This is a genomic window from Paraburkholderia sp. BR10141, from assembly GCF_056155635.1.
Genome location: NZ_JBMIQH010000012.1, coordinates 74,750 through 100,350, shown reverse-complemented (window position 1 = coordinate 100,350; position 25,601 = coordinate 74,750). Strand labels below are relative to the sequence as shown.

Here is a 25,601-nt window from a genome sequence, read left to right as displayed (position 1 = left end):
CCCGCGCGTGAGCGTCGGGCCGCCAACGCGTTTACGCGCGTCGACGCAGCTCTTCGATACTCGATGCGTGCGAATGCACGCCGAACGACGCAGGCGAAATGGCGAACGAAGCCGCCTCGCCAATCGCGTTGCCCACGAGGATGATGGCGGGGCTGCCGAGGCCTGCTGCACGAGCATGCGCTGCGATCGTGCCGAGCGTGCCCGTGACGCGCCGCTCGTTCGCGCTGCCCGCCCACTGCACGACGGCGGCGGGCGTCGTTGTGGGCAGCGCGCCCACGAGCGTTGCGCACAGGGACTCGATGCGGCTCATGCCCATATAGATGGCGAGCGTCATGCCCGTCGCGGCGAGCGCGTGCCAGTCCGGTTCGCTGTGGTCGCGCAGATGCGCAGTCACGAAGATCACGCCCTGGCAATGATCGCGATGCGTGAGCGACACGCGGAGTCCCGCCGCTGCCGCGAACGCCGAGGACACCCCGTTCACGATTTCCACCCTCACGCCCGCCCGGCGCAGCGCCGCGAGTTCTTCCCCTGCGCGGCCGAACAGCAGCGCGTCGCCGCCTTTCGCCCGCACTACGTGCAAGCCGCGGCGCGCGTAGCGCTGCATCAGCCGCTCGATGAAGGCCTGTGGCGTGGACCGGCAGCCGCCGCGCTTGCCCACGCGGATCACGCGGGCCTGCGGCGCGAGCGTGACGATTTCCGGATTCACGAGATCGTCGAGCAGCACGACGTCGGCGCTCGCGAGCACCTTCGCCGCCTTCAGGGTGAGCAGGTCGAGATCGCCCGGACCTGCGCTCACCAGCGTGACCTTGCCTTCGTTGCCCGTCATCATCGTCGTCTTCCTTTGTATTGGCGCACCGCATGGGCAGCGCCATAAGACAAATGGCGTCCGCTCGCCGCTTGCGACGAGGGGACGCCATTGTCCGGTGTGTTCGAGTCGAGGCGCGAAGCGCGGCCTCAGGTTGCATGCCCGGCAACGTTGCCGGGCGCTCGGGCGCACGCAAGTTCCAGACCAATTTACGCGCGCTCGCGCCGCCCGTCCGTGGGCGCCGGCCACAATCGACGACGCCACAACCTGCACGCCCAGGGCGCACAGTCAATGTGCTGCAGGGCACCAATCTTGTGCTGGCCTGCATCACGATGCGCGCGCGGGCGTTGTGGCGGACGCCCCGCTCACCAGCCGGCGAACTCCGCCGGACGGGGCGTTTGCACGGAATGCGCGCAGATTGGCACAGTGCTTGCGTATTGCTTCGCAGCAAGTGCCACGCGAATCAATGAGGATTCGGCCGCAAGCAGTAGCGCGGCGCACAAGGGTTTCGTATTCAGGACAACGGCGTCCCCCGAATCTGGCTTCGCGCAAGCTGGAATCGCGGGACGCCTTTTTTATTGGCAGGGGCTCAGCATGGTGCAAGCAACGAACGAAGTGAACAGCTCGGCCGCGATGGAGATCGTCGTCGTCGGCCACGGCATGGTGGGCCACAAATTTCTCGAGTGCATCCTTGCGGACGGCGCGCCCAACGCGCGCGTGACCGTGCTCTGCGAGGAACCGCGCCCCGCGTACGACCGCGTGCACCTCTCCGAATTCTTCGCAGGCAAGTCGGCGGGCGATCTCTCGCTCGTAGCGCCCGGCTTCTTCGATCGCGCGAATGTGCGTCTCGTGCTGAACGCCAGAGCTGTATCGATCGATCGCGAAGCGCGCACCATCGAGGTGTCCAACGGCGAGACGCTTTCGTATGACAAGCTCGTGCTGGCCACCGGCTCCTCGGCGTTCCTGCCGCCCATTGCGGGCAACGATCGCGCCGATTGCTTCGTCTACCGAACCATTGACGATCTCGAAGCGATGCAGGCGCGCGGCGCGAGCGCGAAGTCGGGTGTAGTGGTGGGCGGCGGTCTGCTCGGTCTCGAATGCGCAAAGGCCCTGCGCGACCTGGGCCTCGAGACGCACGTGGTGGAATTCGCGCCGCGCCTGATGGCGGTGCAGGTCGACGACGACGGCGGCCGCATGCTGCGCGGCAAGATCGAAGAACTCGGCGTGAGCGTGCACACGCAGAAGAACACGCTGGCGATCGTGGACGGTAAAACGGCGGACGGCGCAACGGCCGCCAACCGCATGCAGTTCGCCGACGGCACGCACCTCGATGCCGACATGATCGTGTTTTCGGCCGGCATTCGCCCGCGCGACGAAATCGCCCGCGCCTGCGGCCTCGAAATCGGCGCGCGCGGCGGCATCGTGATCGACGACCAGTGCCGTACGAGCGACGCGAACATCTACGCCATCGGCGAATGTGCCCTCTGGCAAGGGCAGATCTTCGGCCTCGTCGCCCCCGGTTACGACATGGCGCGCATCGCCGCCAGGGCGCTGACGGGCGAGGCATCGAGCTTCGCGGGCGCCGACATGAGCACCAAGCTCAAGCTGATGGGCGTGGACGTGGCGAGCATCGGCGACGCGCACGGCAAGACGCCCGGCAGCCGTTCCTACCGCTACGCCGACGAGCGCCGCCAGGTCTACAAGAAGATCGTCGTGTCCGATTGCGGCAAGAAGCTGCTCGGCGCGGTGATGGTGGGCGACGCGAGCGAATACGGCACGCTGCTGCAGATGATGCTCAACGGCATCGAGTTGCCCGAGTCGCCCGAATTCATGATCCTGCCGCAGGCCGACGGCAAGGCCAAGCCCGCGATCGGCGTGGAAGCGCTGCCCGACGCCGCACAGATCTGCTCGTGCAACAACGTGTCGAAGGCGCAAATCTGCGCGGCCGTGCAGGAAGGCGCGACGACCATCGCCGCGGTGAAGGGGGCGTGCAACGCCGGCACGTCGTGCGGCGGCTGCGTGCCGCTCGTCACGCAGATCATGAAGTCGGAGATGAAGCGCCAGGGGCTCGCCGTCAATAATCACCTTTGCGAGCACTTCCACTATTCGCGCCAGGAGCTGTATCACCTCGTGCGCGTGGAGGGCATCAAGACCTTCGGCGAACTGCTCGCGAAGCATGGCAAAGGGCTGGGCTGCGATATCTGCAAGCCGGCCGTGGCCGGGATTCTGGCGTCCTGCTGGAACGAATTCGTGCTGAAGAAGGAGCACGCGAGCCTGCAGGATTCGAACGACTATTACCTCGCCAACATTCAGCGCGACGGCACGTATTCGGTGGTGCCGCGCATGCCGGGCGGCGAGGTCACGCCGGAGGGCCTCATCGCCGTGGGTCAGGTGGCGAAGAAGTACGGCCTGTACACGAAGATCACGGGCGGCCAGCGCGTGGACCTCTTTGGTGCGCGCGTCGAGCAGTTGCCTTTCGTCTGGGAAGAACTGATCGCCGCCGGCTTCGAATCGGGGCACGCATACGGCAAGGCCCTGCGCACCGTGAAGTCGTGCGTGGGCTCGACGTGGTGCCGCTACGGCGTGGGCGACTCGGTGGGCTTCGCGATCGAACTCGAGAACCGCTACAAGGGTCTACGCGCGCCGCACAAGATCAAGTTCGGCGTCTCGGGCTGCACGCGCGAATGCGCGGAGGCGCAAGGCAAGGACGTCGGCATCATCGCCACCGAGAAGGGCTGGAACCTCTACGTGTGCGGCAACGGCGGCATGAAGCCGCGCCACGCGGAACTGCTCGCTGCCGATCTCGATCAGGCTACCCTGGTGCGCTACGTCGATCGTTTCCTCATGTTCTACGTGCGCACGGCCGACCGCCTGCAGCGTACGAGCGTCTGGCGCGACAACCTCGAAGGCGGCCTCGACTATCTGATCGACGTGGTCGTGCGCGACAAGCTGGGCCTTGGCGCCGAACTCGAAGCGGAAATGCAGCTCGTGGTGGACACCTACGAATGCGAATGGAAGAAGGCCGTGACCGATCCTGAAACGCGTCGCCGCTTCCGCCACTTCGTCAATAGCGATGCGGGTGATCAGCACGTCACCTTCATCGAAGAGCGCGGCCAGATTCGTCCGGCTACGCCCGAGGAGCGCACGCAGGTCCCGCAAGCGGCGCCGCAATACAAGCGACATGAGGCGCTGTCCGGCATTCCCGTCGTCGTCGAAGCCGTCTGATTCCCTTTCATCGAACCGAGGAGTACGAAATGAGCAACGAACATAGTCAAGGCAACTGGGTTCCCGTCTGCACGCTCGACGACATCGTGCCGAACACCGGCGTGTGTGCGCTCGTTAAAGGCGAGCAGGTCGCCGTGTTTCATGTCGACGACGGCGACGCGCGCGTGTACGCCATCGGCAACTACGATCCGAACTCGCACGCGGCCGTGCTCTCCCGCGGGCTCGTGGGCAGCTTTGGCGAGCGCGTCGTGGTGGCCTCGCCCATCTACAAGCATCACTTCGATCTGTCCACTGGCGAGTGCATCGAAGCGCCGCAGCATTCGGTCAATGCGTTCCCCGCCCGCGTGGAAAACGGTCAGGTTTGGATTGCCGCCTGATTGCCCGAATGAAATGACAAACGCGCGGCGCGCAGGATGCGCGGTGCGCCCCGAATCTGTTTCAAGCTGATATCGATCGACCGCATGAGCAGCGAGAGCGTAAAGAGCGTTTGCCCGTACTGCGGCGTAGGCTGCGGGATGGTCCTGCACGTCGAGGACGGCCAGGTCGCGAAGATTTCCGGCGACGCCGAGCATCCGACCAACTTCGGCCGCCTCTGCACGAAGGGTTCGTCGGCGCACGTGGCGCTGCGCAAGTCGGGGCGCCTCGAGCGTGCCTTCGTGCGCCACGCCCGCGACGAGGACCCGGTGCCGCTGCCGCTCGCGCAGGCGATCGCCGATACGGCGCGCCGGCTGCGCTCGACGCTTGATGCGCACGGCCCCGACGCGCTCTCGTTCTACGTTTCCGGGCAGATGTCGATCGAGGCGCAGTACCTCGTGAACAAGCTCGCCAAAGGCTTCGTGCGCACCAACAACATCGAGTCGAACTCGCGCCTGTGCATGGCGAGCGCGGGCAGCGGCTACAAGCTCTCGCTCGGCGCAGACGGGCCGCCGGGTTCCTATCAGGACTTCGACCGCGCCGACCTCTTCTTCGTGATCGGCGCGAACATGGCGGACTGTCATCCGATCCTGTTCCTGCGCATGATGGAGCGCGTGAAGGCGGGCGCGAAGCTCATCGTCGTGGACCCGCGCCGCACGGCGACCGCCGAGAAGGCGTCACTGTTCCTGCAGATCGCGCCGGGCACCGATCTCGCGCTGCTCAATGGCCTGCTGCACCTGCTGCACGGGAACGGCCACACCGATGCGGACTTCATTGCACAGCACACCGAAGGATGGGACGCGATGCCCGCGTTCCTTGACGACTACACGCCGGAAAAGGTCGCCGAAATCACGGGTCTGGCCGTCGACGACATTCGCCGCGCCGCGCAGATGATTGGCGAGGCGCCCGAGTGGATGAGCTGCTGGACCATGGGCCTGAACCAGAGCACGCACGGCACGTGGAGCACGAACGCGATCTGCAACCTGCATCTCGCGACGGGCAAAATATGCCGCCCCGGCAGCGGTCCGTTCTCACTCACGGGGCAGCCCAACGCCATGGGCGGGCGCGAGATGGGCTACATGGGCCCCGGCTTGCCCGGCCAGCGCACGGTGCTCGCGCAAGAAGACCGCGCGTTCGTCGAAGCGGCGTGGGGCGTGGCGCCCGGCACGCTGCCCGTGAAAGTGGGCGGCGGCACCGTCGACATGTTCTCGCGCATGGCCGCGGGCGAGATCAAGGCGTGCTGGATCATCTGCACGAACCCGGTGGCGAGCGTTGCGAACCGCCAAACGGTGGTAGCGGGCCTGAGGGCCGCCGAACTGGTGATCGCCCAGGACGCTTTTCTGGACACCGAAACGAATCAGTACGCCGACGTGCTGCTGCCCGGCGCGCTCTGGGCCGAGGCCGAGGGCGTGATGATCAACTCCGAGCGCAACATGACGCTCATGCAGCAGGCCGTCGAGCCGCCGGGCGAGGCGCTGCCCGACTGGCAGATCATCGCGCGCGTAGCCTGCGCGATGGGTTTTGCGCAGGCGTTCAGCTACGCGAGCGCTGCCGAGGTGTTCGACGAAATCACGCGCTTCGCGAACCCGAAGACGGGCTACGACCTGCGCGGCGCGAGCCACGCGAAATTGCGCGAAACGCCGCTGCAATGGCCCATCGCGCCGGATGCCGCGAGCGATCGCAACCCGCTGCGCTATGTGAACGACGGCGTGAGCCAGACGCTCAAGGAAAACGCCGACGGCACGCGTCCCCATATCGCATTCGCCACGCCGCACGGCAAGGGCGTGTTCTTCGCGCGTCCGCATGTTGCGCCTGCCGAACTGCCCGATGGCACGTTCCCGGTCGTATTCAACACGGGTCGCCTGCAGCACCAGTGGCACACCATGACGAAGACCGGCAAGGTGCCGATGCTCAACAAGCTCAACCCGGGCCCGTTCGTCGAGATTCATCCCGAGGATGCCGCCGCGCTCGGCATTGCCGCGAAGGACCGCGTGGAAGTGCGCTCGCGCCGCGGCCGCGTGGTGTTGCCCGCCGTGGTGACCGAGCGTGTGCGTCCCGGCAACTGCTTCGCGCCGATGCACTGGAACGACGTGTATGGCGAGGAGCTTTGCGTGAACGCGGTCACGAGCGACGCGATCGACCCGATTTCCCAGCAGCCCGAATTGAAATTCTGCGCGGTCGCGCTCTCGCGCGTCGGCCCGCCATCCGCGCCGCGCGAGACCGCGCGCGTACCGGATGGCACCGATGCCGCCGTTGCGTCGGGCGCGTTCGACGCCCGCGCGCCGAAAGCCGCCCACCCGTCTCAGGAACTCGACATGTCCCGTATCGATGCCTTTTCGACGCTACTCGGTCTCGACGACGTCGCTGCGCCGCAGCTGGACGACGCGCAACGCCAGTATCTCGCGGGCTTTGTCGGCGGCCTGCGCGCGTTGCGGGCGGCCGAGCCCGTTGGCGTGCCCATGCTGCCCGCGCACGCGCCGTTTCCCGCCGACACACGCGTGTGGCTGGACGGACTGCTGGCGGGCCTCTTCAGCCGCGGCGAGCCTGTCGCGCGCACGGCTGCGCTCGCCGTGCCGGGTGCACCGGAAGAAAAGCCGCATGGCGTGCGCATCGCCCATACGCGCCCCAAGGTCGTGCTGCTGTGGGCCTCGCAGACGGGCAACGTCGAATCGCTCGTCGAGCAATACGCGACGCAACTGATGGAGTCGGGCTTCGAGATTCGCACGGCCTGCATGGCCGATTACCCGCTCGGGAGCCTCGCCAAGGTGCAATACGTCCTCCTGATGACGAGCACGTTCGGCGACGGCGACGCGCCCGACAACGGTGCGGCCTTCTGGAGTGCGCTCGCGGCGGACAACGCGCCGCGCCTCGGCTCGCTGCGCTTTTCCGTGCTCGCCTTCGGCGACCGCAACTACGACGCGTTCTGCGGCCACGGGCGCAAGCTCGACGCGCGCCTCGAAGCGCTGGGTGCCACGCGTCTCATGGAGCGCGTGGATTGCGACAGCGAATACCAGAGCGCCGCCGACGCCTGGCTCGAGCGCATTGTCGTGCGCATCAAGCAGGAGGACGCGGCGCTGCACGCGGTGCCCGCCGACGGTTCGATTCCCGAGGTGCTGCCAGGCTGTGCGGCGACGAAGGCACGCCCGGCCGCCTCGAAGCTGCTGAAGAACGTGCGCCTGAACATGAAGGGCGCGACGAAGGACACGCGCTACTTCTCGCTCGCAACGGGCGAGGCGGGCCTCGACTACGAAGCGGGCGACGCGCTCGGCGTGTGGCCCACCAACTGTCCCGCGCTCGTCGACGAGTTGCTGGACCTCACGCGCCTCGCCGCCGACACGCCGGTCGCCGTGAGCGGCCACGGCGAGATGCGCCTCGGCGAGGCGCTCGGCAAGTACTACGAGATCGCGCGCCCGAGCCCCGATGCGCTCGCGTTCATTGCGGCGCGCACGCGCTCGCGGGGCCTCGCCGAGATGCTCGACGATTCACGCAAGGGCGATCTGCGCAACTGGCTGTGGGGCCAGCAGCTCGCCGACGTGCTCCACGAATATCCCGTCGACATGAGCGCGCCCGAACTGCTCGGCATGCTCAAGCGCCTGCAGCCGCGGCTCTATTCGATTTCGTCGAGCCCGAAAGCCCATGCCGGCGAAGTGCATCTGACCGTTTCGGCCGTGCGCTACAACAACGGCCGCCGCGAGCGCAAGGGCGTGGCCTCGACCTTCCTCGCGGACCGCGCGCAGGAGGGCAGCGTCCCGGTGTTCGTGCAGAAGAGCACGCATTTCCGGCCGCCGCGCAACGGCGACGCGCCGATGATCATGGTCGGCCCCGGCACGGGCGTCGCTCCCTTCCGCGCCTTCCTGCACGAGCGGCAGGCGCGCGGCGACACGGGCCGCAACTGGCTCTTCTTCGGCGAGCAGCACGCGGCCACCGACTTCTACTACCGCGACGAACTCGAGCAAATGCGCAAGGACGGCCACCTCGACCGGCTCGACCTCGCGTTTTCGCGCGACCAGAGCGAGAAGGTCTACGTGCAGGACCGCATGCGCGAGCAGGGCGCGCAGCTATGGGCATGGCTGCAGGAAGGGGCGCACCTCTACGTGTGCGGCGATGCAAGCCGCATGGCGAAGGACGTGGATACGGCGCTCAGGGAGGTAGTGGCGGACCATGGCGGCATGAGCGCCGAGGCCGCGCACGACTACGTTAGTGCACTCGGGCGGGACAAGCGTTACCTGCGCGACGTCTATTGAAGGGGCGCGGCGCGGCTTCGGACCGGCGCTGCACGCTCGCCACGCTGCTGCCTTCGGCGGTGCTGCGCGAGCATCGCGGGCTCGTCACGCTGCCGGTCACGCCGGCGTTGCCACAGCGCACCGTCGCGCTGCTCAAGCAGCGGCGGGCATCGAGCACGCTCGCCGCCAACGCGTTTTCGGACGTGCTGCTCGCGTCGATTTCACAGGAAGGCCTGGGCGAAGCCTGAGGCGGCTTTGGGTTTCCTCGTCGGCTCAGGGTTGGTCGGACGAAAGCAGGTTGTGGAAGAAGTCCACGGCGTGCTGGCGCGTCGACATGGTCCCGAGCGTGGCTGCCGGGTCGAGCCCAGAGCGCCGCGCCGTGCCGCTCACGAGACTCTTTTGCAGGTCGTTGAGCGGGCGGGCGAGATTGGTGGCGATGAACCCGGAAGCGGGCGGCGCGGCGATGGCCGGCAGGTCGGTGCGCGGCGCGTCCAGCGTGAGCAGCGGAGCGAGGGTGGGCGCGGCGGCCACGCGCTGACTCGCGAGCATGTCGGCGGGCGCGATGCCGAGCCAGTCGCGCAGTGTGGCGAGAATCGACGTGTGGTCGTAGGGTGTGGCGCCCGGTGAGCGGAACACGGTGCCCGGTGCGATATACGGCGACACCACGACCGCCGGCACGCGTACGCCGAAGCTGTCGAAGGCGAAGTTCTGGTCGCCGGGATTGCTCGCGGCATCGGGCGCTACGGCGTTGGCGGGCGGCAGCACGTGGTCGTAGGTGCCCCCGTGCTCGTCGTAGGTGATCACCAGCAGCGTTTCGGGCCATGCGGGCGACGTGCTCAACGCGTGCCAGATGTCGTAGAGAAAGCTCTCGCCCGCATAGACGTCGTGTGGCGGGTGCTGGTCGTTGGGGTCGAGCAGAAAGCGCGGCTCGATGAACGAATACTGCGGCAGCGTGTTGTTCTCGCAGTCGGAGACGAAGTTGCTGAAGCGCTGGAAGTTGGCCTTATATTTCGCATCCCATAACGTCGGGAACATGGTGAGCGTGAGCGAGGGCGCGACGAGGGCGGCGCTATACACGGCCCAGCTCGTGCCCATGTCGCCCAGCACGTTGAAGATGGTGCGTACTTGCCAGTCGAACGGGTCGGGCGGCGCACCGTTGTCGACGTGGCCGTTCGACGTGCCCGCGTGGGCGAAGGCGCGGTTCGGCCAGGTCTGGCTCGGCACGGGAGCGAACCAGGCGTCGCAGACGGCGTATTCGCGCGCGAGTGTCGAGAGCACCTTCAGCTGATCCGGGCTGTGGCACTGCATGACCTGGCTCGCGTCCGTCGTCGCGGTCGTTTCGTAGTCTTGCACGAAGCCCGACATGGGCGTCGCGCCTGCCGCGTTGCCGAGCAGTTGCACGCGCACGTTCGCGAACGTCTCCTGCGGATCGGGGTCGGGCAGCGTGGCCGTCGAGGCCGGCATGGTGGCGGCGATGGTGCCGCCTGCCTTCGTCGGGTTGCTCAGGCCCATCGTGAGCCCATCGAATGGCCGTTCCGCGCTGGCCGCGGGCAGGAAATGGGTGGGGCTGCTGCCGTTCGTGTACAAGCCGCCAAGCATTGTGTCGAACGATCGGTTCTCGAACATCACGACAACGACGTGCTTGATGTTCTGCAGGGACATGGGCTCTCTCCGTCACGCGGGTTTGACGAAGAATAGTGGTGCAGGCGGGTGGATTCGGCAAGGTTCGGCAACCCTGAGAAAACGGCCGACGCCTCGGGGGTGCCTTCGGGCGTACCAGCTGCACCCAGCGACCGCCGCCGGCCGATCCAGCGGGGCGCCCATCCCTGTGGGATAATGACCAGTTCTGCCCAGAGCGCAGCTCAAGAGGTTGTTCGCAAGGGCGTGCGTGGGGCCCTCAATCCCGTGGCCCGCTTCCTTTCTGCGATTTTTCTTCTACAGCCACAATGCCCGCATACCGTTCCAAAACCTCCACCGCCGGCCGCAACATGGCAGGTGCGCGCTCCCTCTGGCGCGCCACCGGCATGAAAGACGAGGACTTCGCCAAGCCGATCATCGCGGTCGTCAACTCGTTCACCCAGTTCGTTCCCGGCCACGTGCACCTGAAAGACCTCGGCCAGCTCGTTGCGCGCGAAATCGAAGCCGCGGGCGGCGTGGCCAAGGAATTCAACACGATCGCCGTCGATGACGGTATCGCCATGGGCCACGACGGCATGCTGTATTCGCTGCCGAGCCGCGACATCATCGCGGATTCGGTCGAATACATGGTCAACGCGCACTGCGCCGACGCCATGGTCTGCATCTCGAACTGCGACAAGATCACCCCGGGCATGCTCATGGCCGCCATGCGCCTGAACATCCCCGTGATCTTCGTCTCGGGCGGTCCGATGGAAGCGGGCAAGACGCGCCTCGCGAACCCGGTCACGAAGGCCATCGAAGTCAAGAAGCTCGACCTGATCGACGCCATGGTGATCGCGGCCGACACCAAATACTCCGACGCCGAAGTGGCCGAAGTCGAGCGCTCCGCCTGCCCGACCTGCGGTTCGTGCTCGGGCATGTTCACGGCCAACTCGATGAACTGCCTGACCGAGGCGCTGGGCCTCTCGCTGCCGGGCAACGGCACCGTGGTCGCCACGCACGCGGACCGCGAACAGCTCTTCAAGCGCGCCGGCCGCCGCATCGTCGAACTCGCGCGCCAGTACTACGAGCAGGAAGACGAGCGCGTGCTGCCGCGCTCGGTGGGCTTCAAGGCGTTCGAAAACGCCATGACGCTCGACATCGCCATGGGCGGCTCGACCAACACCATCCTCCACTTGCTGGCCATTGCGCAGGAAGCGGGCATCGATTTCGGCATGACCGACATCGACCGCCTTTCGCGCGTCGTGCCGCAGCTCTGCAAGGTCGCGCCGAACACGAATAAGTACCACATCGAAGACGTGCACCGCGCCGGCGGCATCATGGCGATCCTGGGCGAACTCGAGCGCGCCGGCAAGCTGCACACCGACGTGCCGACCGTGCACACGCCGACGCTCGGCGACGCGCTCGCGCAATGGGATATCACGCGCACCCAGGACGAAGCGGTCAAGACGTTCTACATGGCTGGCCCGGCCGGCGTTCCGTCGCAGGTCGCATTCAGCCAGAACACGCGCTGGCCGAGCCTCGACTCGGACCGCGCCGAAGGCTGCATCCGCTCGTTCGAGCATGCGTTCTCGAAGGAGGGCGGCCTCGCCGTGCTGACCGGCAACATCGCGCTCGACGGCTGCGTGGTGAAGACCGCGGGCGTGGACGACAGCATCCTCGTGTTCGAAGGCACGGCTCACGTGACCGAATCGCAGGACGAAGCGGTGGAAAACATCCTCGCCGACAAGGTCAAGGCCGGCGACGTGGTGATCGTGCGCTATGAAGGGCCGAAGGGCGGCCCCGGCATGCAGGAAATGCTCTACCCGACGAGCTACATCAAGTCGAAGGGCCTCGGCAAGGCGTGCGCACTGCTGACCGACGGCCGCTTCTCGGGCGGCACTTCGGGCCTCTCGATCGGCCATTGCTCGCCGGAAGCGGCGGCAGGCGGCGCGATCGGCCTCGTGCGCGACGGCGACAAGATCCGCATCGACATTCCGAACCGCACGATCAACGTGCTGGTCTCGGACGACGAACTCGCGCGCCGCCGCGAAGAGCAGAACGCCAAGGGCTGGAAGCCGGCGAAGGCGCGTCCGCGCAAGGTGTCGGCGGCGCTGAAGGCCTACGCCAAGCTCGTGATGTCGGCAGACAAGGGCGCCGTGCGCGATCTTTCGCTGCTGGATGATTGAGATTGCAACGGGCTTCGCGCCCGTCGATCGGCAGATCAGTAAAGCCGCTCCCCGGAGCGGTTTTTTTTTTGGCTGGCGCATCACGGATTCGCGGGAAAGGGCCAAGGCGCCGAGGTTCGGTCAAGCCCGGGACTGGACCGTACGTTTGTCTGAAGTTTTCATAACGTTTACGGAAAACTTACCGATCGTGCCCTCGTTTGAAAAATTCTGTAACGCTTCGTAATACTGTGATATGTTTCATGACCTCGACGGCTGGCCGAATCCTCGCAAGAGCGTTCGTACCGGTCGTCGAATGACTGTTACTGTTCCGTGACGTCCCGTGTATCGAAGATCGGTGAGTGAGGCAATTTTTTTTAAGGACTGCGATGTATCTGCGCAGCACATTCCACCCTCCAGCATTCGGATCATCATCGGGCGCAAATCGCAACGCCGTCACGGCTGCATCGGTTGCCTCCGCGTTTGAGCCATTCACGAAAACGGATCGCGGTCAATGACACCGATTCCCGAGTTTTTCCAACTCTTGTCCAGGGCTATTCCTGGGAGACGTCCCGATGCCCTGTTCCGGAAGGGGCGCGTGCTCATGTACGCACTGCTTCACCCGTTTGCAGCACGCGTCTGGTTGAGTGCGCTGGCGGCAAACTCCCTGCTTGCCGAGATTGTCGTCCGTAATCGTCGCTATCTTGAACGCCCCTTTCGCCGCTTCGTCCAGGCGGACATGCGTGCGTGCGCGCGTGCCGAGCTACTGTGCGGACATTTTCGGGTCGTACGGGAACGCTTCGGCGACGATCTGGTGCGCAGCCTCTACCTGAATTCGGAAGACGTGACCTTGGCGTCGAGCGGAAGGTACGCCATCGTCGTGAGCGAGCCGGTACGTTGTTGGCGCGAAGGGTTGCTGAGCGTCGCCTGGCGCGACGTGGTCGATCGCGTCGATCTTGCGTGGGCGACAATCAGTTTCGAGTGGCACGCCGAAGCGGGGAAAATCGGGGCGCTTATCGGCGGCCTGCAAGGACCTTCCGGCGCGGCCAGGGAGCGGGTGCGCGAGGCCACGCGCGAATGCCATGGATTGCGGCCCAAGGCTGCTGTCATGGAGGCTGTCTGCGAATTGTCCAGGATGGCAGGGGTGGACGTGCTGACTGGCGTGACGAAGAAGACGCACGTTACCGACTCCAGGCGGGCTCAGATACACGCGGACTATGATGGCTTCTGGCAGGAATTGGGTGGCGTCGAACGCAATGGGCGGTATGTACTGCCGCTTCGCCTGCATCACCGCGACGTCAGCGAGGTTCCGTCGAACCGGCGTGCTGCATTCCGCAGGCGACAGACGCTGATTGCAGATTTACTCGCGCAGATCCCTCGGGCGATGGATGCTGGCCTGATTGAAGAGGTCATGTCGCCGCATCTGGGTCATCCAGATTCGAACAAGCAACTGCTGGATCTTGCTGTGGCTCTGGCAACCGATCGTTGCGACCTGGAGCCGGGCCCTGCTCTCGAAGAGAGCGATCCGACGCGGGACGATCGGCCAGTCGAGCAAAAACTCGCCGCCTGATATCGGCCGTCACAATCAACCGGGCAAAAAAAATCGAGCCTCCCACAGTAGTGTGGGAGGCTCGATTCGTTTGGTGGCACGTCCCCCGCGCAATGCACGGGGGGCGGGGTCCATCCCTTACTTCGCAGCGGCTGCGAGTACGGCGTTGAACGTCGCGCTCGGGCGCATGACTTCAGCGAGCTTCGCGAAGTCAGGCTTGTAGTAGCCGCCGATATCGACCGGCTTGCCCTGAACCGCGGCCAGCTCGCCCACGATCTTCTGCTCGTTCTCGGCCAATGCCTTCGCCAGCGGCGCGAAGTGTGCCGCGAGTTCCGCGTCATCCTTCTGTGCGGCCAGCTCTTGCGCCCAGTACATCGAGAGATAGAACTGGCTGCCGCGGTTGTCCAGCTCGCCGGTCTTCGGCGACGGGCCCTTGTTGTTGTCGAGCAGCTTGCCGGTGGCGGCGTCGAGCGTCTTCGCGAGCAGCTTGGCACGCGCGTTGTTCGTCTTGATGCCGAGGTCTTCCAGCGAAACGGCCAGCGCAAGGAATTCGCCGAGCGAGTCCCAGCGCAGGTGGTCTTCCTGAACCAGCTGCTGCACGTGCTTCGGAGCCGAGCCGCCGGCGCCCGTTTCGTACATGCCGCCGCCCGCCATCAGCGGAACGATCGAGAGCATCTTCGCCGAGGTGCCCAGTTCCATGATCGGGAACAGGTCGGTGAGGTAGTCGCGCAGGATGTTGCCCGTGACCGAGATCGTGTCCAGGCCGCGGATCACGCGCTCGAGCGTGTAACGCATCGCGCGGACTTGCGACATGATCTGGATGTCGAGGCCGGTCAGATCGTAATCCTTCAGGTACGTTTCGACCTTCTTGATCACTTCGTTTTCGTGCGGACGGTACGGGTCGAGCCAGAACACGGCCGGCGTGTTCGAGTTCTTCGCGCGCGTGACGGCGAGCTTGACCCAGTCGCGGATCGGCTCGTCCTTCACGAGGCACATGCGCCAGATGTCGCCTTGCTCGACGGGCTGCGTGAGCGCTTCGAGCACTTCGCCCGTGGCGTTGTCGACGATGCGCGCCGTGCCGTCCTGCGGGATTTCGAACGTCTTGTCGTGCGAACCGTACTCTTCAGCCTTCTGCGCCATCAGGCCGACGTTCGGCACCGTGCCCATCGTGCGCGGGTCGAATGCGCCGTTGGTCTTGCAGAAGTTGATGATTTCCTGGTAGATGCGCGCGAACGTGCTTTCCGGAATCAGACACTTCGTGTCGGCCGGGCGGCCGTCGGCGCCCCACATCTTGCCGCCTGCGCGGATCATCGCGGGCATCGAAGCGTCGACGATCACGTCGTTCGGTGCGTGCAGGTTCGAGATGCCCTTGGCCGAGTCGACCATGGCGAGCGCCGGACGGTGCTCGTGGCATGCGTGCATGTCGCGGATGACTTCTTCGCGCTGCGATTCCGGCAGCTTTTCGATCTTCGTGTAGAGATCGACGAGGCCGTTGTTCACGTTCACGCCGAGTTCTTCGAAGAGCTTGGCGTGCTTGGCGAACGCGTCCTTGTAGAACACGCGCACGGCGTGGCCGAACACGATGGGGTGCGAAACCTTCATCATGGTCGCCTTCACGTGCAGCGAGAGCATGACGCCAGTCTTGCGCGCGTCTTCCATCTGGTCTTCGTAGAAGGCCAGCAGGTGCTTCTTGCTCATGAACATGCTGTCGACGATTTCGCCGGCTTGCAGCTTGACCTTCGGCTTGAGCACGATGGTTTCGCCGGCCTTCGTCACGAGCTCCATGCGGACTTCGCGGTCCTTGTCGTTCGTGATCGACTTTTCGCCGTGGTAGAAGTCGCCGTGCTTCATGTGCGCGACGTGGGTGCGCGAAGCCATGCTCCACTCGCCCATGCTGTGCGGGTGCTTCTTCGCGTAGTTCTTGACCGCGAGCGGTGCGCGGCGGTCCGAGTTGCCTTCGCGCAGCACCGGGTTCACAGCCGAGCCGAGGCACTTCGAATAGCGCTTCTGGATAGCCTTTTCTTCGTCGGTCTTCGGATCTTCGGGGAAGTCGGGGACCTTGTAGCCCTTGCCCTGGAGTTCCTTGATCGCGGCGACGAGCTGCGGCACCGATGCGCTGATGTTCGGCAGCTTGATGATGTTCGTTTCCGGCAACTGCGTGAGACGGCCCAGTTCGGCCAGATTGTCCGGCACGCGCTGTTCTTCCGTGAGGAATTCCGGGAACTCGCCGAGGATACGGCCCGCAACGGAGATATCGCTGGTCTCGACGTTCACGCCGGCCGGCGCAGCGAAGGTGCGGATGATCGGCAGAAACGCGCTGGTGGCGAGCAGCGGCGCTTCATCGGTCAGGGTATAGATGATGGTGGGTTGCTGGGTACTCATCGGCTTCTTGGCGGGGTTCAAAAACGGGGTGATAACACCACCGGCTGCGCGCAGTCGGCGAAACACCTGGATTTTGCCTCAATTTGCAGCGGGCTGGGGACCTGGCGTGCCTATATTTCATATCGTGGAAAGCGCTTGCGCAATGTTAATTGACCAGAAAGTCGACGCGTTTGCCTTGATCGGCTGGCCCTGCGCCGAAAACGGTTCCGCGCCGGAGCCCCGTTCTATAAGGCTTTGCAAGGTGAGACCGACGATTCGGACATGGCTCTCCGGTTTTGTGGATCGTACCCTTGATTGACTGTCAAGCTGGTAAAGACCCTTGTGAAAAGAGAAGTGAATCGGGGAGTCTTATATAAGAATTTTGTCCCGCGGGCCTCGCCGAAGTCTCTGAAAACGGTTGCCTTGCTAATCAATTCGTGGTTTCATTGCTGCCATGTTCGATCACTGCCTTTACTTCAATTCGTCGGCGCTCGCGCGGTTGGTCGAGCGCGAGTGGAGTGCCGCTTATGCGCCGTTCGGCCTCACGCCCGCGCAAGGCTTCGTGCTGCGCGTCGTGCTGGCGAAGCCCGGGTGCCTCGCGAGCGATGTCGCACAAACGCTCGGCATCGCGCGGCCCACTGCGACGCGCCTCGTCGACAACCTGTGCGAGAAGGACTTGCTCGAGCGCCGCCAGGGCGAGGCCGATGGCCGCGAATGGGGACTCTTTCCCACGGCGGGCGGCACGGCGCTCGACGGCCCGATCAACGGCGCGAGCGCCGACGTGGCGCGGCGCCTGCGTGCGCAAGTCGGCCCGGACCTCTTCGAGTCCACGGTCGCCGGCATGCGCAAGATACGCAAGGGACTTGCATAAAGCGTTCGCGCCTTTTTTAAACCTCGAATGATTGTCTTGCTAATCAATAAGGAGAAGGGCAGTGAGCGAAGCGGCGCTAAAAGGGACAGGGGAAGAAGCCTGGCGTTGGGCAATCGGCGTGACGATCGCCGCGCTGGCGGTGGGTGGCGTGGTGGCGGCTATTCTCGTGATGCCGCGCGCCGTCCAGGCGAACAACCGCGCGTGCATAACGGCCTACGCCAACGATCTGCACGCGGATCTCGCGGCGTTCGCGCAAGACCCGGCGTGGCAGGCGCAATACGTCGAGGCAATCACGGCGTGCTCGCGTTGAACGGGCACGCCGCGCGCCGCGACGTTACTTGCGGTTCAGGAACGCGAGCAGGTCGGCGTTGACCTGCCCGGCCATCGTCGTACACATGCCGTGCGGGCCGCCCGGGTAAATCTTGAGCGTCGCGTCCTTGACGATCTTCGCGGAGAGCTTGCCCGCGTCGTCTATCGGCACGATCTGGTCGTCGTCGCCGTGCAGGATCAGCGTGGGCACGTCGATCTTCTTGAGATCTTCCGTGTAGTCGACCTCGGAGAACTCATGCACGCAGTCATGCAGCGCGAGGATGCCGCCCCACATGCCCTGCTGCCAGAACGAGTCGATCACGCCCTGCGAGACGTTCGCGCCGCTGCGGTTGTAGCCGTAGAACGGCACGGCCAGGTCCTTGAAGAACTGTGAGCGGTCGTCGATCACGCCCTTGCGGATGCCGTCGAACACATCCTTGGGCAGACCGCCCGGATTCTTCTCGCTCTTGATCATGATGGGCGGCACCGCGCCGATCAGCACCGCGCCCGAGACGCGCTTCGTGCCGTGGCGGCCGATGTAGCGCGCGACTTCGCCGCCGCCCGTGGAATGGCCAACGAGCGTGGCGTCCTGCACATCGAGCTTGTCGAGCAGGTCGGCCAGATCGTCGGCCCAGGTGTCCATGTCGTTGCCCTTGGCGGGCTGATCGGAGCGGCCGTGGCCGCGGCGGTCGTGCGCGATCGTGCGAAAGCCGTTTTGCACCAGAAAGAGCATTTGAGCGTCCCAGGCGTCGGCGGTAAGCGGCCAGCCGTGGGAGAACACGACGGGCTTGCCGCTGCCCCAATCCTTGTAATAGATCGACGTGCCATCGCGGGTGGTGAAGGTGCTCATGGAAACTCTCCAGTTTCTTTTACAGCATCACAAAGCAGGCAGACGCCGACGCATTGGCGCGCGGTCGCGCTTCGCGCGGCGGTTCGTGGCGGCGTCCAGGGATGGGCAATGCGGGTGGAACGTGCCGGTGCCTGCGCGTCATGCAACGAGGCAGGGAGGACACGTGGGCCAGTATAGAGAGAACCTATGCGCGATGACGTGAAGTTGCGCGCGCCTCGCTCGTGCCGCCAACGATCACATGCGTGTCGTTGGCGCGGCAATCGGGCTTCCTGGCGGGTTGGCCAGTCTGGTCTAGTCTTCTTCCGTCGTCCACCGAACCGACGCGCTGCACCGTTTGAAACTGCGTCGAACGGCGATACGCGATAATCGCCCTTTATCGACTCTCGCCTGACTCGTATGTCGACGCCTGAACCGGTCGCTTCCGGCCAATCCTGGTGGGGCGTGCTCGTCCTGGCGCTTTCGGCCTTCATTTTCAACACGACCGAATTCGTGCCGGTTGCGTTGCTGAGCGCCATTGGGGACAGCCTGCACATGAAGCCGACCGACGTCGGCCTCATGCTGACGATCTACGCGTGGACGGTGGCCGTGGCGTCGCTGCCCTTGATGCTGCTGACACGCAACGTCGAACGCCGCAAGCTGCTGACCTGGATATTCGCGCTCTTCGTCGTCAGCCACATCGTGACCGGCGTGGCGTGGAACTTCACGGTGCTGATGGTGGGCCGAATCGGCATTGCCTTTGCACACGCCATCTTCTGGTCGATTTCCGTCTCGCTGGTGGTGAGGCTCGCGCCGCCCGGCAACAAGAGCCGGGCGCTCGCCATGCTCGGCATGGGAACCTCGATCGCCATGGTGGCGGGCATTCCGCTTGGGCGCGTGATCGGCGAGACGCTCGGCTGGCGGCAGACTTTCTTCGTCATTGCGGGCGCGGCGGCGTTTGCGCTACTCATGCTGCGCGTGATGCTGCCCTTGCTGCCGAGCCAGCAAACGGGCTCGTTCAGCAGCGTGCCCGTGCTGTTCAGAAAGCCGATGCTGGCCTCGCTCTATCTGCTCACGATACTCGTCGTGACCGCGCACTTCACGTCGTACACGTATATCGAGCCGTTCATTCACTCCGTGGGCCACGAAAGCAGTCAACGCATCACCTATATCCTGATTCTGTTCGGCAGTGCCGGTATTCCCGCTGCCATTTTCTTTAACCGGCTTTATCCGCGCGATCCGGCTCAGTTCCTCCAGGTGGCTGTGATCGCCGTGTGTGCGTGCCTGCTCGTGCAGTTTCCCGCCGTGCTGAGCATCATCACGTTGTCCGTTCACACGCTGGTGTGGGGCGGCGCGATCGTTTCCTTCGGCCTTGCCATGCAGGCATGGGTGCTCAAGCTCGCGCCCGAGGCCGCGGACCTCGCGGTCTCGATCTATTCCGGCCTCTATAACGTGGGAATCGGCGCGGGCGCGCTGCTCGGCAACCATATTGCCAATGGCTTCGGCGTGTCGTGGCTCGGCAGTTTCGGCGGCGTGGTGGGTGGTCTTGGGGCTGGCGTATGCTGGTTCGCATTGCGCATGTATGCGCGGGCGCATCCATCCGCGCACTGATACACCGCGTGCGTCGACGAACTCGCGCGCCAACGCTTTCGCGAGGCGTTCACAGTGGCGTCACGGACGGCGTCTCGCCTTCTACGGGAGGAAACGTCAGCTCCACGGCAAAGCCGCCGCCGGCGGGAAACGCAAAGTTCACGCGCCCGCCGTGTGCCTTCATCACCGCCTGCACGATGGCGAGCCCGAGGCCCGAGCCCGTCGTGCGCTCCGCGCCTTCCTGGCCGATGCGCTCGAACGGACGCAACGCGGCGTCCCAGTGTTCGCGTGCGATGCCTTGACCGTTGTCGGTCACGGTTAGCGTGACGGCCGCCGGCGAGGTGCTCACGATGACGACGATATCGTCCGCCTTGCCGTGCAGCAGCGCGTTGTGCAGCACGTTCGACAGCGCTTCCTGCAGGCTCACGGGGTCGCCCGCGATCCAGACCTGCGGCGCGCTGCTTTCGAATGCCACTTTCACGTCGCGTTCGTCGGCGAGCGGAATGGTGCGGCCCAACACTTCTCTGGCAAGCTTCGCGAGGTCCAGGCGCTGCAACGGGACCACTTCCGTGCGATGAATCACCATCGCGTGATTGAGCAACTGGCCGGTGAGCCGGCCCACGTCCGAGCAGGTAGCGCGCAACGCTTCGAGCCGCGCGGCATGGCGCGCGGGATCGGACTCGGTGCTGAGCAATTCGATCTGCGCGTCGAGCCGCGCGATCGGCGTGCGCATCTGGTGCGCGGCGTCGGCGATAAAGCGCTGCATGGCCGTCATGCGTTCGGCGAGCCGGCCGATCAGCCCGTTGATGGCGCCGATCAGCGCGTTGATTTCGCTCGGCGTGTCGTGCGCCACGGGCCGCAGGTCGGCCGGGTCGCGCGCGGCGATGATCTGCTCGATCTGCGCAAGCGGACGCAAGCCGCGCCGGATCGCAAGGCCGCTCGCGCCGATGGCGAGCACGCTCATCAGCAAAATGAGCGTCCAGACCTTGAGGCTCATGTCGTTCGTGAGTTGCTGGCGGGCATGGGTGGTCTGCGCGACCGTGACGAGGGCCCAGCCGGGCGGCCGCGCGTCCGGCATGTAGCGCCCGATGGTCGCCGTGCGCACGCGCTCTCCCTGGTAGCGGGCGTTCGCGAATGTCGGACCCTGGTGCGCGTTCATCGCGCTCTTCGTATCGGCCGGACCGGGAAGATCGCCATAGCCCGCGACGACGAGGCCGCGCGCGTCGACCACTTTGTAGTAGACGACGTCATAGCGCGAGAGCGTGGAGAGCGCGGCCACCGGCGGATTGAGCGCGAGCACGCCGCCCTGCACGTAGAGGTTTTCGGCGACCTGGATGGTTGCGCCTGCAAGCAGTTGATCGTAGGCGCGCTCGGACGCGACGCCCGCGTAATAGCGCGCGATGCCCGCGAGCGCCGCAGCGCCCGACGCCACGACGAGCGCGATGAAGAGCAGCGTGCGCCCGAGCAGCGTTTTCGGGAACCAGTCAAAGCGCGGCAATTTGATATCCCATGCCGCGCGCCGTGCGGATTTCGACCGAACTGCCCTGCAGCTTCTTGCGCACGCGCGTGACGTATTGTTCGACGGCGTTCGCGCTCGGCTCATTGCCGTAGCTGAACAACTGATTCAGCAGTTCTTCTTTCGGGAAGATGCGTTGCGGACGGCTGGCGAGGATTTCGAGCAGCGCGAACTCCTGGCGCGAAAGCGAAAGCGGTTTGCCGTCGAGTTCGGCAAGCCGGCTGCTGCGGTCGATGGCGAGACCGCCCAGCTTCACCACATCGTTCGCGTGCCCGCTGTTGCGGCGCAGGAGCGCCTGCACGCGCGCTTCGAGTTCGCGGTAGTCGAACGGTTTGACGAGGTAGTCGTCGGCGCCGAGGCCGAGGCCGCTCACGCGGTCGTCGATGGCCGAGCGTGCGGTGAGCAGCAGCACCGGCGTGGTCGAGCCCGACGCACGCAGATGGCGCAGAATCTCGAAGCCGTCCATGGCGGGAAGCATTACGTCGAGCACGACCAGATCGAAGCGCTCCACGCCGAGCAGGCTGTTCGCCGTGGCGCCGTTCGCTTCGAGGTCCACCGCGTGACCGAGGCGCGTGAGGCGGCTGCGGACCGCCGCGCCGATTTCCGCGTCGTCCTCTACCACCAGAATGCGCATGATGCCGTTCCTGCCGAAATCTTCATGGGTGCGATTGCGGGTTTTCCCCGAGGTCTACTCTGTGTGTTTCTCAGCATTTTCTCAGACTCGCCCGGTAATCTCGCGAACCATGGAAGATAGCGCGACGTGATTACGACACGAACCAACGGAGACGGCAAGATGCGCGTGAAGTCGCCGCGGCCTTCACCGCGTCGGCGCGCGCTCGTTGCGGCCGGGCTTGGCGCGGCTGCCGTTGCCGCGGGGCTCGCGCCTGCCTGGGTCCGGGCCACACCGCGCACGGTGCGCATTTCCAAGGGCTATGGCCTGCTGTATCTGCCGCTGCTCGTGATGGAAAAGGCGCGCCTGTTCGAGCGCCATGCGGGCCGCCACGGGCTCGCGGACGTGAGCGTGGAGTGGGTGAGGCTCGACGGCGGCAATTCGGTCGACGACGCCATGATGGCCGGCACGCTCGACTTCGCCGCCGTGGGCGCGCCCGGCTTCATCGAACTGTGGGCGCGGGCGCGCGGCATACCGAACGTCGAGGTGATCGGCATCAGCGGCCTTTCGGCCACGGCGCTCTCGCTCAACACGAACCGGCCGCAAATTGCGACGCTGCGCGACTTCACGGCCGCCGACCGCATTGCGGTGCCCGGTATTCGCACCTCGCTTTCGGCCGTGGTGCTGCAAATGGTGGCGAGCAAGCTGCTCGGGCCGCAGCACTTCGCGCAGCTCGATTCGATCACCGTCGGCCTGCCGCATCCGCAGGCCATGCAGTCGCTGATCCGGCGCGAGGGCGGCATCACCGCGCATTTCGCGTCGCCGCCATTTTCGACGCTCGAATTGCAGCAGCCTGGCATCCACCGCGTGGTCAATTCGGTCGACGTGCTCGGGCCGCTCACGCTCGACGTGGTGTTCGCGCCCAAGCGCCTCGTCGATACCGAGCCTGCGCTAGCAAAGGCGTTCCTTCACGCGCTCGACGAGGCGAACCGGATGATTGCGCAGGACAAGGCGGCCGCGGCGCAGATCTATGTCGATTCGTCGGGCTTCGGCGCGTCGCGCGAACACGTGGTGCAGACGCTCTGCGCGCCGGAGTCGCGCTTTTCGGTCTGGCCCGAGCAGTTGATGGAGTACGTCGATTTTCTGTACATGGTGGGCACGATCAAGGCGAAGCCGCGCACATGGAACGACATGTTCGTGGCGATGCTCGGGGATTTCCGTCCGTCCTAGACATACGCATAGACACAAATAAACGTAGGAGAACAGAGTGAATACAGACTCAACCGTCGATCAACCATCCGTCGAAGAGCGGGATGTCATGTCGAAGATCGCGCGCCGCCTCATGCCGATCCTCGTCGTGATGTTTCTGATTTCGTTCATCGACCGCCAAAACGTCGGCTTCGCGAAGCTGCAGATGGTGCACAGCCTCAACATGACCGAAACGGCGTTCGGCCTTGCGTCGTCGCTGTTCTTCATCGGTTACCTGCTGTTCGAAGTGCCCAGCACGCTCGCGCTGCACCGCTTCGGCGCGCGCGTGTGGCTCGCGCGCATCATGCTCACCTGGGGCGTGATCACGGTGCTGATGGGCTTCACCACCTCGATGCAGGTGTTCTGCGGCCTGCGCCTCGCGCTGGGCGTCGCCGAAGCCGGCTTCTATCCCGGCGTGATCTACTACCTCACGCTGTGGTTTCCGCAAAGCTATCGTGCGCGTGTGCTCGGCATCTTCACGCTGGGCAGCGCGCTCGCCAATATGCTGGGCTCGCTCGTGGGCGGCTGGCTGCTGAGTCTCAATGGCGTATGGGGCCTCGCCGGCTGGCAGTGGGTGTTCATCGCCACGGGCCTGCCCGCCGTGCTGGTCGGCATCGCCGTGTTCAGGCTGCTGCCGGCGTCGTACCAGGAAGCGCGCTTTCTGCACGATCGCGAAAAGCAGATCGTGGCGGCCGCGCACGAGCGGGAGAAGCCCGAGCACGCCGAACACTCGCAGCCCTGGAAGGCGCTGCTCGATCCGCGCGTGATGCTGTTCGCGGCAACCTATATGCTGATGTCGACGTCGCTCTACGGCGTGACCTACTGGCTGCCCACGCTCGTGAAGTCGTTTGGCGTGTCGAGCAGCGTGAACGGGCTGTTGAGCATGCTGCCGTGGGCGCTGGCAGTGCTGCTGCTGCTGTGGCTGCCGTCGAAGCTGCGCCGCGCGAAAAGCATTCTGCGCGCGATGGCGATCGTCGCGGCACTAGGCACGCTGGGTTTCCTGCTGAGTCTCCTGCTGCCTTCCACACCGCTGCGCTTCATCGCGCTCGTGTTCGGCGGCGCGTGCATTCCGCTGCTGTATCCGTGCTTCTGGTCGATGCCGCCGCGCTACTTCACCGGCGCGCGGGCTGCGGCGAGCGTGGCGGCGATCAACTCGATCGGCAATCTCGGCGGCTTCTTCGGCCAGAACCTCATGCCGCTCGCGGGCAAGCTCACCGGTACCGCGTTCGGGCCGATGATCGTGCCGATCGTGTGCCTCGCCGTGCTCGGTCTGGGCGTCGTGGTGGCGTGGGGACGTTCCGGGCGCGCCATCGAGGGCGTGCCGGCTTGACGCGGGCCGCTCGTCGCGTTCATCGGGCCGGAAAGGGATCGCGATTGTATTTCTCGCGGTAACAGTGAATTCAATCTATGAGCATAGACTTTCGATAGGGCGACCCTAAAATCCACTGTCATATGTGAGCGTATTGCGACGCTCGATCATGAGAGGGATTCATGCAGCAGATTTTCAAGGGGACGGCCAGACTTGCGGACGTGGCAAGCCGGTCCTGGCCCAGGGTCGCCGTATCGCTGGTCGCCGCGTGCACGGTGCTGGCGGGTTGCGCGTCGGCCAGCGACGTCACCACGGCGGACAAGTCGGGCACGTTCGTCGTTTCGGCGTCCGCAACGGGCGGCCGACTCGCGTGGGCCCGCGCCCACAAGCGCGCGGTGAGCGAAGCGAACGACTACTGCGAGAGCCGCGGCATGCAGACGAGTCTCGGCATGGAGCACACCGAAGGCATCGAGGCGCTGCAGCAGCAGGCCTCCGTCATCCGCTTCGAATGTCATCCCAAGCTTTGAGGCCCGCGCCTCAGCGAATCACGAACGTTTCCCTGCGAGCCCCGTACCACTTCGTGACTTCGGAGTGCGCGGTCAATCTGGATGACTTCAGAATCGGGCTCGTGACGCGATACAGCCGGTCCGGGTCGGGCCCATACATGTAGAGATAGCCGTCGTTGCCGTCGATGTGAATTTCGGTTTCGCCGAGTTCGCCGGCATCGGCGCGCTTGATGGCGCCAGCCAGCCGCTGTTCGAGCGCATGAATCTGCGGGCGGTCTTTCGGGTAGTAGTCGAAATGGACCATCATGGCCGGCCCCGGCGGCTTCTGCGCCGGTTGTGCGGCGGCGCTCCCCGCGGCGAGTGCGATGCCCAGCAGCGTGGCGAGTGTTTTCCGGATTTTCGACATGGGGGTTGGCGTCCGCGAGCGAAGCTGCGATGTTCGCATAACGAAGGGGCG

General features: G+C 65.3%; 19 protein-coding genes. 12 read left to right on the top strand and 7 right to left on the bottom strand.

Features of this window, described 5'->3' with window-relative positions; translation table 11 throughout:
• Nucleotides 1–31: 31 nt before the first annotated feature.
• Nucleotides 32–826, bottom strand: coding sequence for a uroporphyrinogen-III C-methyltransferase (cobA, locus tag ACOJB8_RS18480; protein WP_475013681.1), 795 nt, complete (start codon nt 824–826; stop codon nt 32–34).
• A 612-nt stretch (nt 827–1,438) separates the two neighbouring features.
• Here cobA and nirB point away from each other — a divergent pair.
• The 4 genes from nirB (at nt 1,439) to ACOJB8_RS18460 (ending at nt 8,915) form a co-directional block, all read left to right on the top strand.
• Nucleotides 1,439–4,030 (top strand): nitrite reductase large subunit NirB, encoded by a 2,592-nt coding sequence (nirB, locus tag ACOJB8_RS18475; protein ID WP_475013680.1) that lies wholly within the window; start codon nt 1,439–1,441, stop codon nt 4,028–4,030.
• A gap of 29 nt (nt 4,031–4,059) precedes the next feature.
• Nucleotides 4,060–4,407 carry a nitrite reductase small subunit NirD gene (gene nirD / locus ACOJB8_RS18470; RefSeq protein WP_069266789.1) on the top strand — a complete coding sequence of 116 codons (348 nt, stop codon included), beginning with the start codon at nt 4,060–4,062 and terminating at the stop codon, nt 4,405–4,407.
• Between the two features lie 84 nt (nt 4,408–4,491).
• A complete protein-coding gene (locus tag ACOJB8_RS18465; protein ID WP_475013561.1) occupies nt 4,492–8,688 on the top strand; it encodes a molybdopterin-dependent oxidoreductase in 4,197 nt (1,398 codons plus the stop codon).
• Entirely contained in the window at nt 8,685–8,915 is a 231-nt protein-coding gene (locus ACOJB8_RS18460) for a hypothetical protein (protein WP_475013559.1), read from the top strand. The genes ACOJB8_RS18465 and ACOJB8_RS18460 overlap by 4 nt, the downstream gene beginning before the upstream one ends.
• Before the next feature lie 25 nt (nt 8,916–8,940).
• Here ACOJB8_RS18460 and ACOJB8_RS18455 read toward each other — a convergent pair whose 3' ends face one another.
• The gene (locus ACOJB8_RS18455) at nt 8,941–10,329 is read right to left on the bottom strand and encodes an alkaline phosphatase family protein (protein WP_069266787.1); all 1,389 of its coding nucleotides are present in this window, start codon (nt 10,327–10,329) and stop codon (nt 8,941–8,943) included.
• 284 nt (nt 10,330–10,613) lie between these two features.
• On the opposite strand from ACOJB8_RS18455, the gene ilvD reads away from it, so the two are divergent.
• Entirely contained in the window at nt 10,614–12,473 is a 1,860-nt protein-coding gene (ilvD, locus tag ACOJB8_RS18450; protein ID WP_475013557.1) for a dihydroxy-acid dehydratase, read from the top strand.
• 490 nt (nt 12,474–12,963) lie between these two features.
• Complete coding sequence (locus ACOJB8_RS18445) at nt 12,964–14,019, top strand: VirK/YbjX family protein (RefSeq protein WP_475013555.1); 1,056 nt, start codon at nt 12,964–12,966, stop codon at nt 14,017–14,019.
• A gap of 117 nt (nt 14,020–14,136) precedes the next feature.
• Here the strand turns inward: ACOJB8_RS18445 and ACOJB8_RS18440 are convergent, their stop codons facing one another.
• Nucleotides 14,137–16,380, bottom strand: a complete 2,244-nt coding sequence (locus tag ACOJB8_RS18440) for an NADP-dependent isocitrate dehydrogenase (protein WP_069266784.1) — start codon at nt 16,378–16,380, stop codon at nt 14,137–14,139.
• Nucleotides 16,381–16,813: 433 nt separating this feature from the next.
• Here ACOJB8_RS18440 and ACOJB8_RS18435 point away from each other — a divergent pair, with 433 nt between their 5' ends.
• Complete coding sequence (locus ACOJB8_RS18435) at nt 16,814–17,230, top strand: MarR family winged helix-turn-helix transcriptional regulator (RefSeq protein ID WP_069266783.1); 417 nt, start codon at nt 16,814–16,816, stop codon at nt 17,228–17,230.
• Between the two features lie 61 nt (nt 17,231–17,291).
• The gene (locus tag ACOJB8_RS18430) at nt 17,292–17,540 is read left to right on the top strand and encodes a hypothetical protein (RefSeq protein ID WP_368684459.1); all 249 of its coding nucleotides are present in this window, start codon (nt 17,292–17,294) and stop codon (nt 17,538–17,540) included.
• A gap of 24 nt (nt 17,541–17,564) precedes the next feature.
• Here ACOJB8_RS18430 and ACOJB8_RS18425 read toward each other — a convergent pair whose 3' ends face one another.
• Nucleotides 17,565–18,389 carry an alpha/beta fold hydrolase gene (locus ACOJB8_RS18425; RefSeq protein WP_475013552.1) on the bottom strand — a complete coding sequence of 275 codons (825 nt, stop codon included), beginning with the start codon at nt 18,387–18,389 and terminating at the stop codon, nt 17,565–17,567.
• Between the two features lie 396 nt (nt 18,390–18,785).
• Here ACOJB8_RS18425 and ACOJB8_RS18420 point away from each other — a divergent pair, with 396 nt between their 5' ends.
• Nucleotides 18,786–19,976 (top strand): sugar transporter, encoded by a 1,191-nt coding sequence (locus ACOJB8_RS18420; RefSeq protein WP_069266780.1) that lies wholly within the window; start codon nt 18,786–18,788, stop codon nt 19,974–19,976.
• A gap of 49 nt (nt 19,977–20,025) precedes the next feature.
• Here ACOJB8_RS18420 and ACOJB8_RS18415 read toward each other — a convergent pair whose 3' ends face one another.
• On the bottom strand, nt 20,026–21,453 hold the full coding sequence (locus ACOJB8_RS18415) for a sensor histidine kinase (RefSeq protein WP_475013550.1): 1,428 nt from the start codon (nt 21,451–21,453) through the stop codon (nt 20,026–20,028).
• A complete protein-coding gene (locus ACOJB8_RS18410; protein ID WP_069266778.1) occupies nt 21,440–22,105 on the bottom strand; it encodes a response regulator transcription factor in 666 nt (221 codons plus the stop codon). Before ACOJB8_RS18410 ends, ACOJB8_RS18415 begins: the two co-directional genes overlap by 14 nt.
• A gap of 159 nt (nt 22,106–22,264) precedes the next feature.
• Here ACOJB8_RS18410 and ACOJB8_RS18405 point away from each other — a divergent pair, with 159 nt between their 5' ends.
• The 3 genes from ACOJB8_RS18405 to ACOJB8_RS18395 all read left to right on the top strand — a co-directional run bounded on the left by ACOJB8_RS18405 (nt 22,265) and on the right by ACOJB8_RS18395 (nt 25,165).
• Complete coding sequence (locus tag ACOJB8_RS18405; RefSeq protein ID WP_475013678.1) at nt 22,265–23,311, top strand: ABC transporter substrate-binding protein; 1,047 nt, start codon at nt 22,265–22,267, stop codon at nt 23,309–23,311.
• Nucleotides 23,312–23,399: 88 nt separating this feature from the next.
• Nucleotides 23,400–24,659, top strand: a complete 1,260-nt coding sequence (locus ACOJB8_RS18400; RefSeq protein ID WP_368729387.1) for an MFS transporter — start codon at nt 23,400–23,402, stop codon at nt 24,657–24,659.
• A gap of 161 nt (nt 24,660–24,820) precedes the next feature.
• Nucleotides 24,821–25,165, top strand: a complete 345-nt coding sequence (locus ACOJB8_RS18395; RefSeq protein ID WP_069266775.1) for a hypothetical protein — start codon at nt 24,821–24,823, stop codon at nt 25,163–25,165.
• Nucleotides 25,166–25,175: 10 nt separating this feature from the next.
• Here the strand turns inward: ACOJB8_RS18395 and ACOJB8_RS18390 are convergent, their stop codons facing one another.
• Nucleotides 25,176–25,550, bottom strand: coding sequence for a hypothetical protein (locus tag ACOJB8_RS18390; RefSeq protein ID WP_256094896.1), 375 nt, complete (start codon nt 25,548–25,550; stop codon nt 25,176–25,178).
• Nucleotides 25,551–25,601: the final 51 nt, after the last annotated feature.

Excerpts from the sequence above, each read along its gene's own strand:
- ACOJB8_RS18410 (WP_069266778.1), bottom strand. The coding sequence starts at position 22,105 with ATGCGCATTCTGGTGGTAGAGGACGACGCGGAAATCGGCGCGGCGGTC.
- ilvD (WP_475013557.1), top strand. The coding sequence starts at position 10,614 with ATGCCCGCATACCGTTCCAAAACCTCCACCGCCGGCCGCAACATGGCA.
- ACOJB8_RS18425 (WP_475013552.1), bottom strand. The coding sequence starts at position 18,389 with ATGAGCACCTTCACCACCCGCGATGGCACGTCGATCTATTACAAGGAT.
- ACOJB8_RS18435 (WP_069266783.1), top strand. The coding sequence starts at position 16,814 with ATGTTCGATCACTGCCTTTACTTCAATTCGTCGGCGCTCGCGCGGTTG.
- ACOJB8_RS18395 (WP_069266775.1), top strand. The coding sequence starts at position 24,821 with ATGCAGCAGATTTTCAAGGGGACGGCCAGACTTGCGGACGTGGCAAGC.
- nirD (WP_069266789.1), top strand. The coding sequence starts at position 4,060 with ATGAGCAACGAACATAGTCAAGGCAACTGGGTTCCCGTCTGCACGCTC.
- ACOJB8_RS18455 (WP_069266787.1), bottom strand. The coding sequence starts at position 10,329 with ATGTCCCTGCAGAACATCAAGCACGTCGTTGTCGTGATGTTCGAGAAC.
- ACOJB8_RS18445 (WP_475013555.1), top strand. The coding sequence starts at position 12,964 with ATGACACCGATTCCCGAGTTTTTCCAACTCTTGTCCAGGGCTATTCCT.
- ACOJB8_RS18405 (WP_475013678.1), top strand. The coding sequence starts at position 22,265 with ATGCGCGTGAAGTCGCCGCGGCCTTCACCGCGTCGGCGCGCGCTCGTT.
- ACOJB8_RS18420 (WP_069266780.1), top strand. The coding sequence starts at position 18,786 with ATGTCGACGCCTGAACCGGTCGCTTCCGGCCAATCCTGGTGGGGCGTG.
- cobA (WP_475013681.1), bottom strand. The coding sequence starts at position 826 with ATGACGGGCAACGAAGGCAAGGTCACGCTGGTGAGCGCAGGTCCGGGC.
- ACOJB8_RS18440 (WP_069266784.1), bottom strand. The coding sequence starts at position 16,380 with ATGAGTACCCAGCAACCCACCATCATCTATACCCTGACCGATGAAGCG.
- ACOJB8_RS18400 (WP_368729387.1), top strand. The coding sequence starts at position 23,400 with ATGTCGAAGATCGCGCGCCGCCTCATGCCGATCCTCGTCGTGATGTTT.
- ACOJB8_RS18390 (WP_256094896.1), bottom strand. The coding sequence starts at position 25,550 with ATGTCGAAAATCCGGAAAACACTCGCCACGCTGCTGGGCATCGCACTC.
- nirB (WP_475013680.1), top strand. The coding sequence starts at position 1,439 with ATGGAGATCGTCGTCGTCGGCCACGGCATGGTGGGCCACAAATTTCTC.
- ACOJB8_RS18465 (WP_475013561.1), top strand. The coding sequence starts at position 4,492 with ATGAGCAGCGAGAGCGTAAAGAGCGTTTGCCCGTACTGCGGCGTAGGC.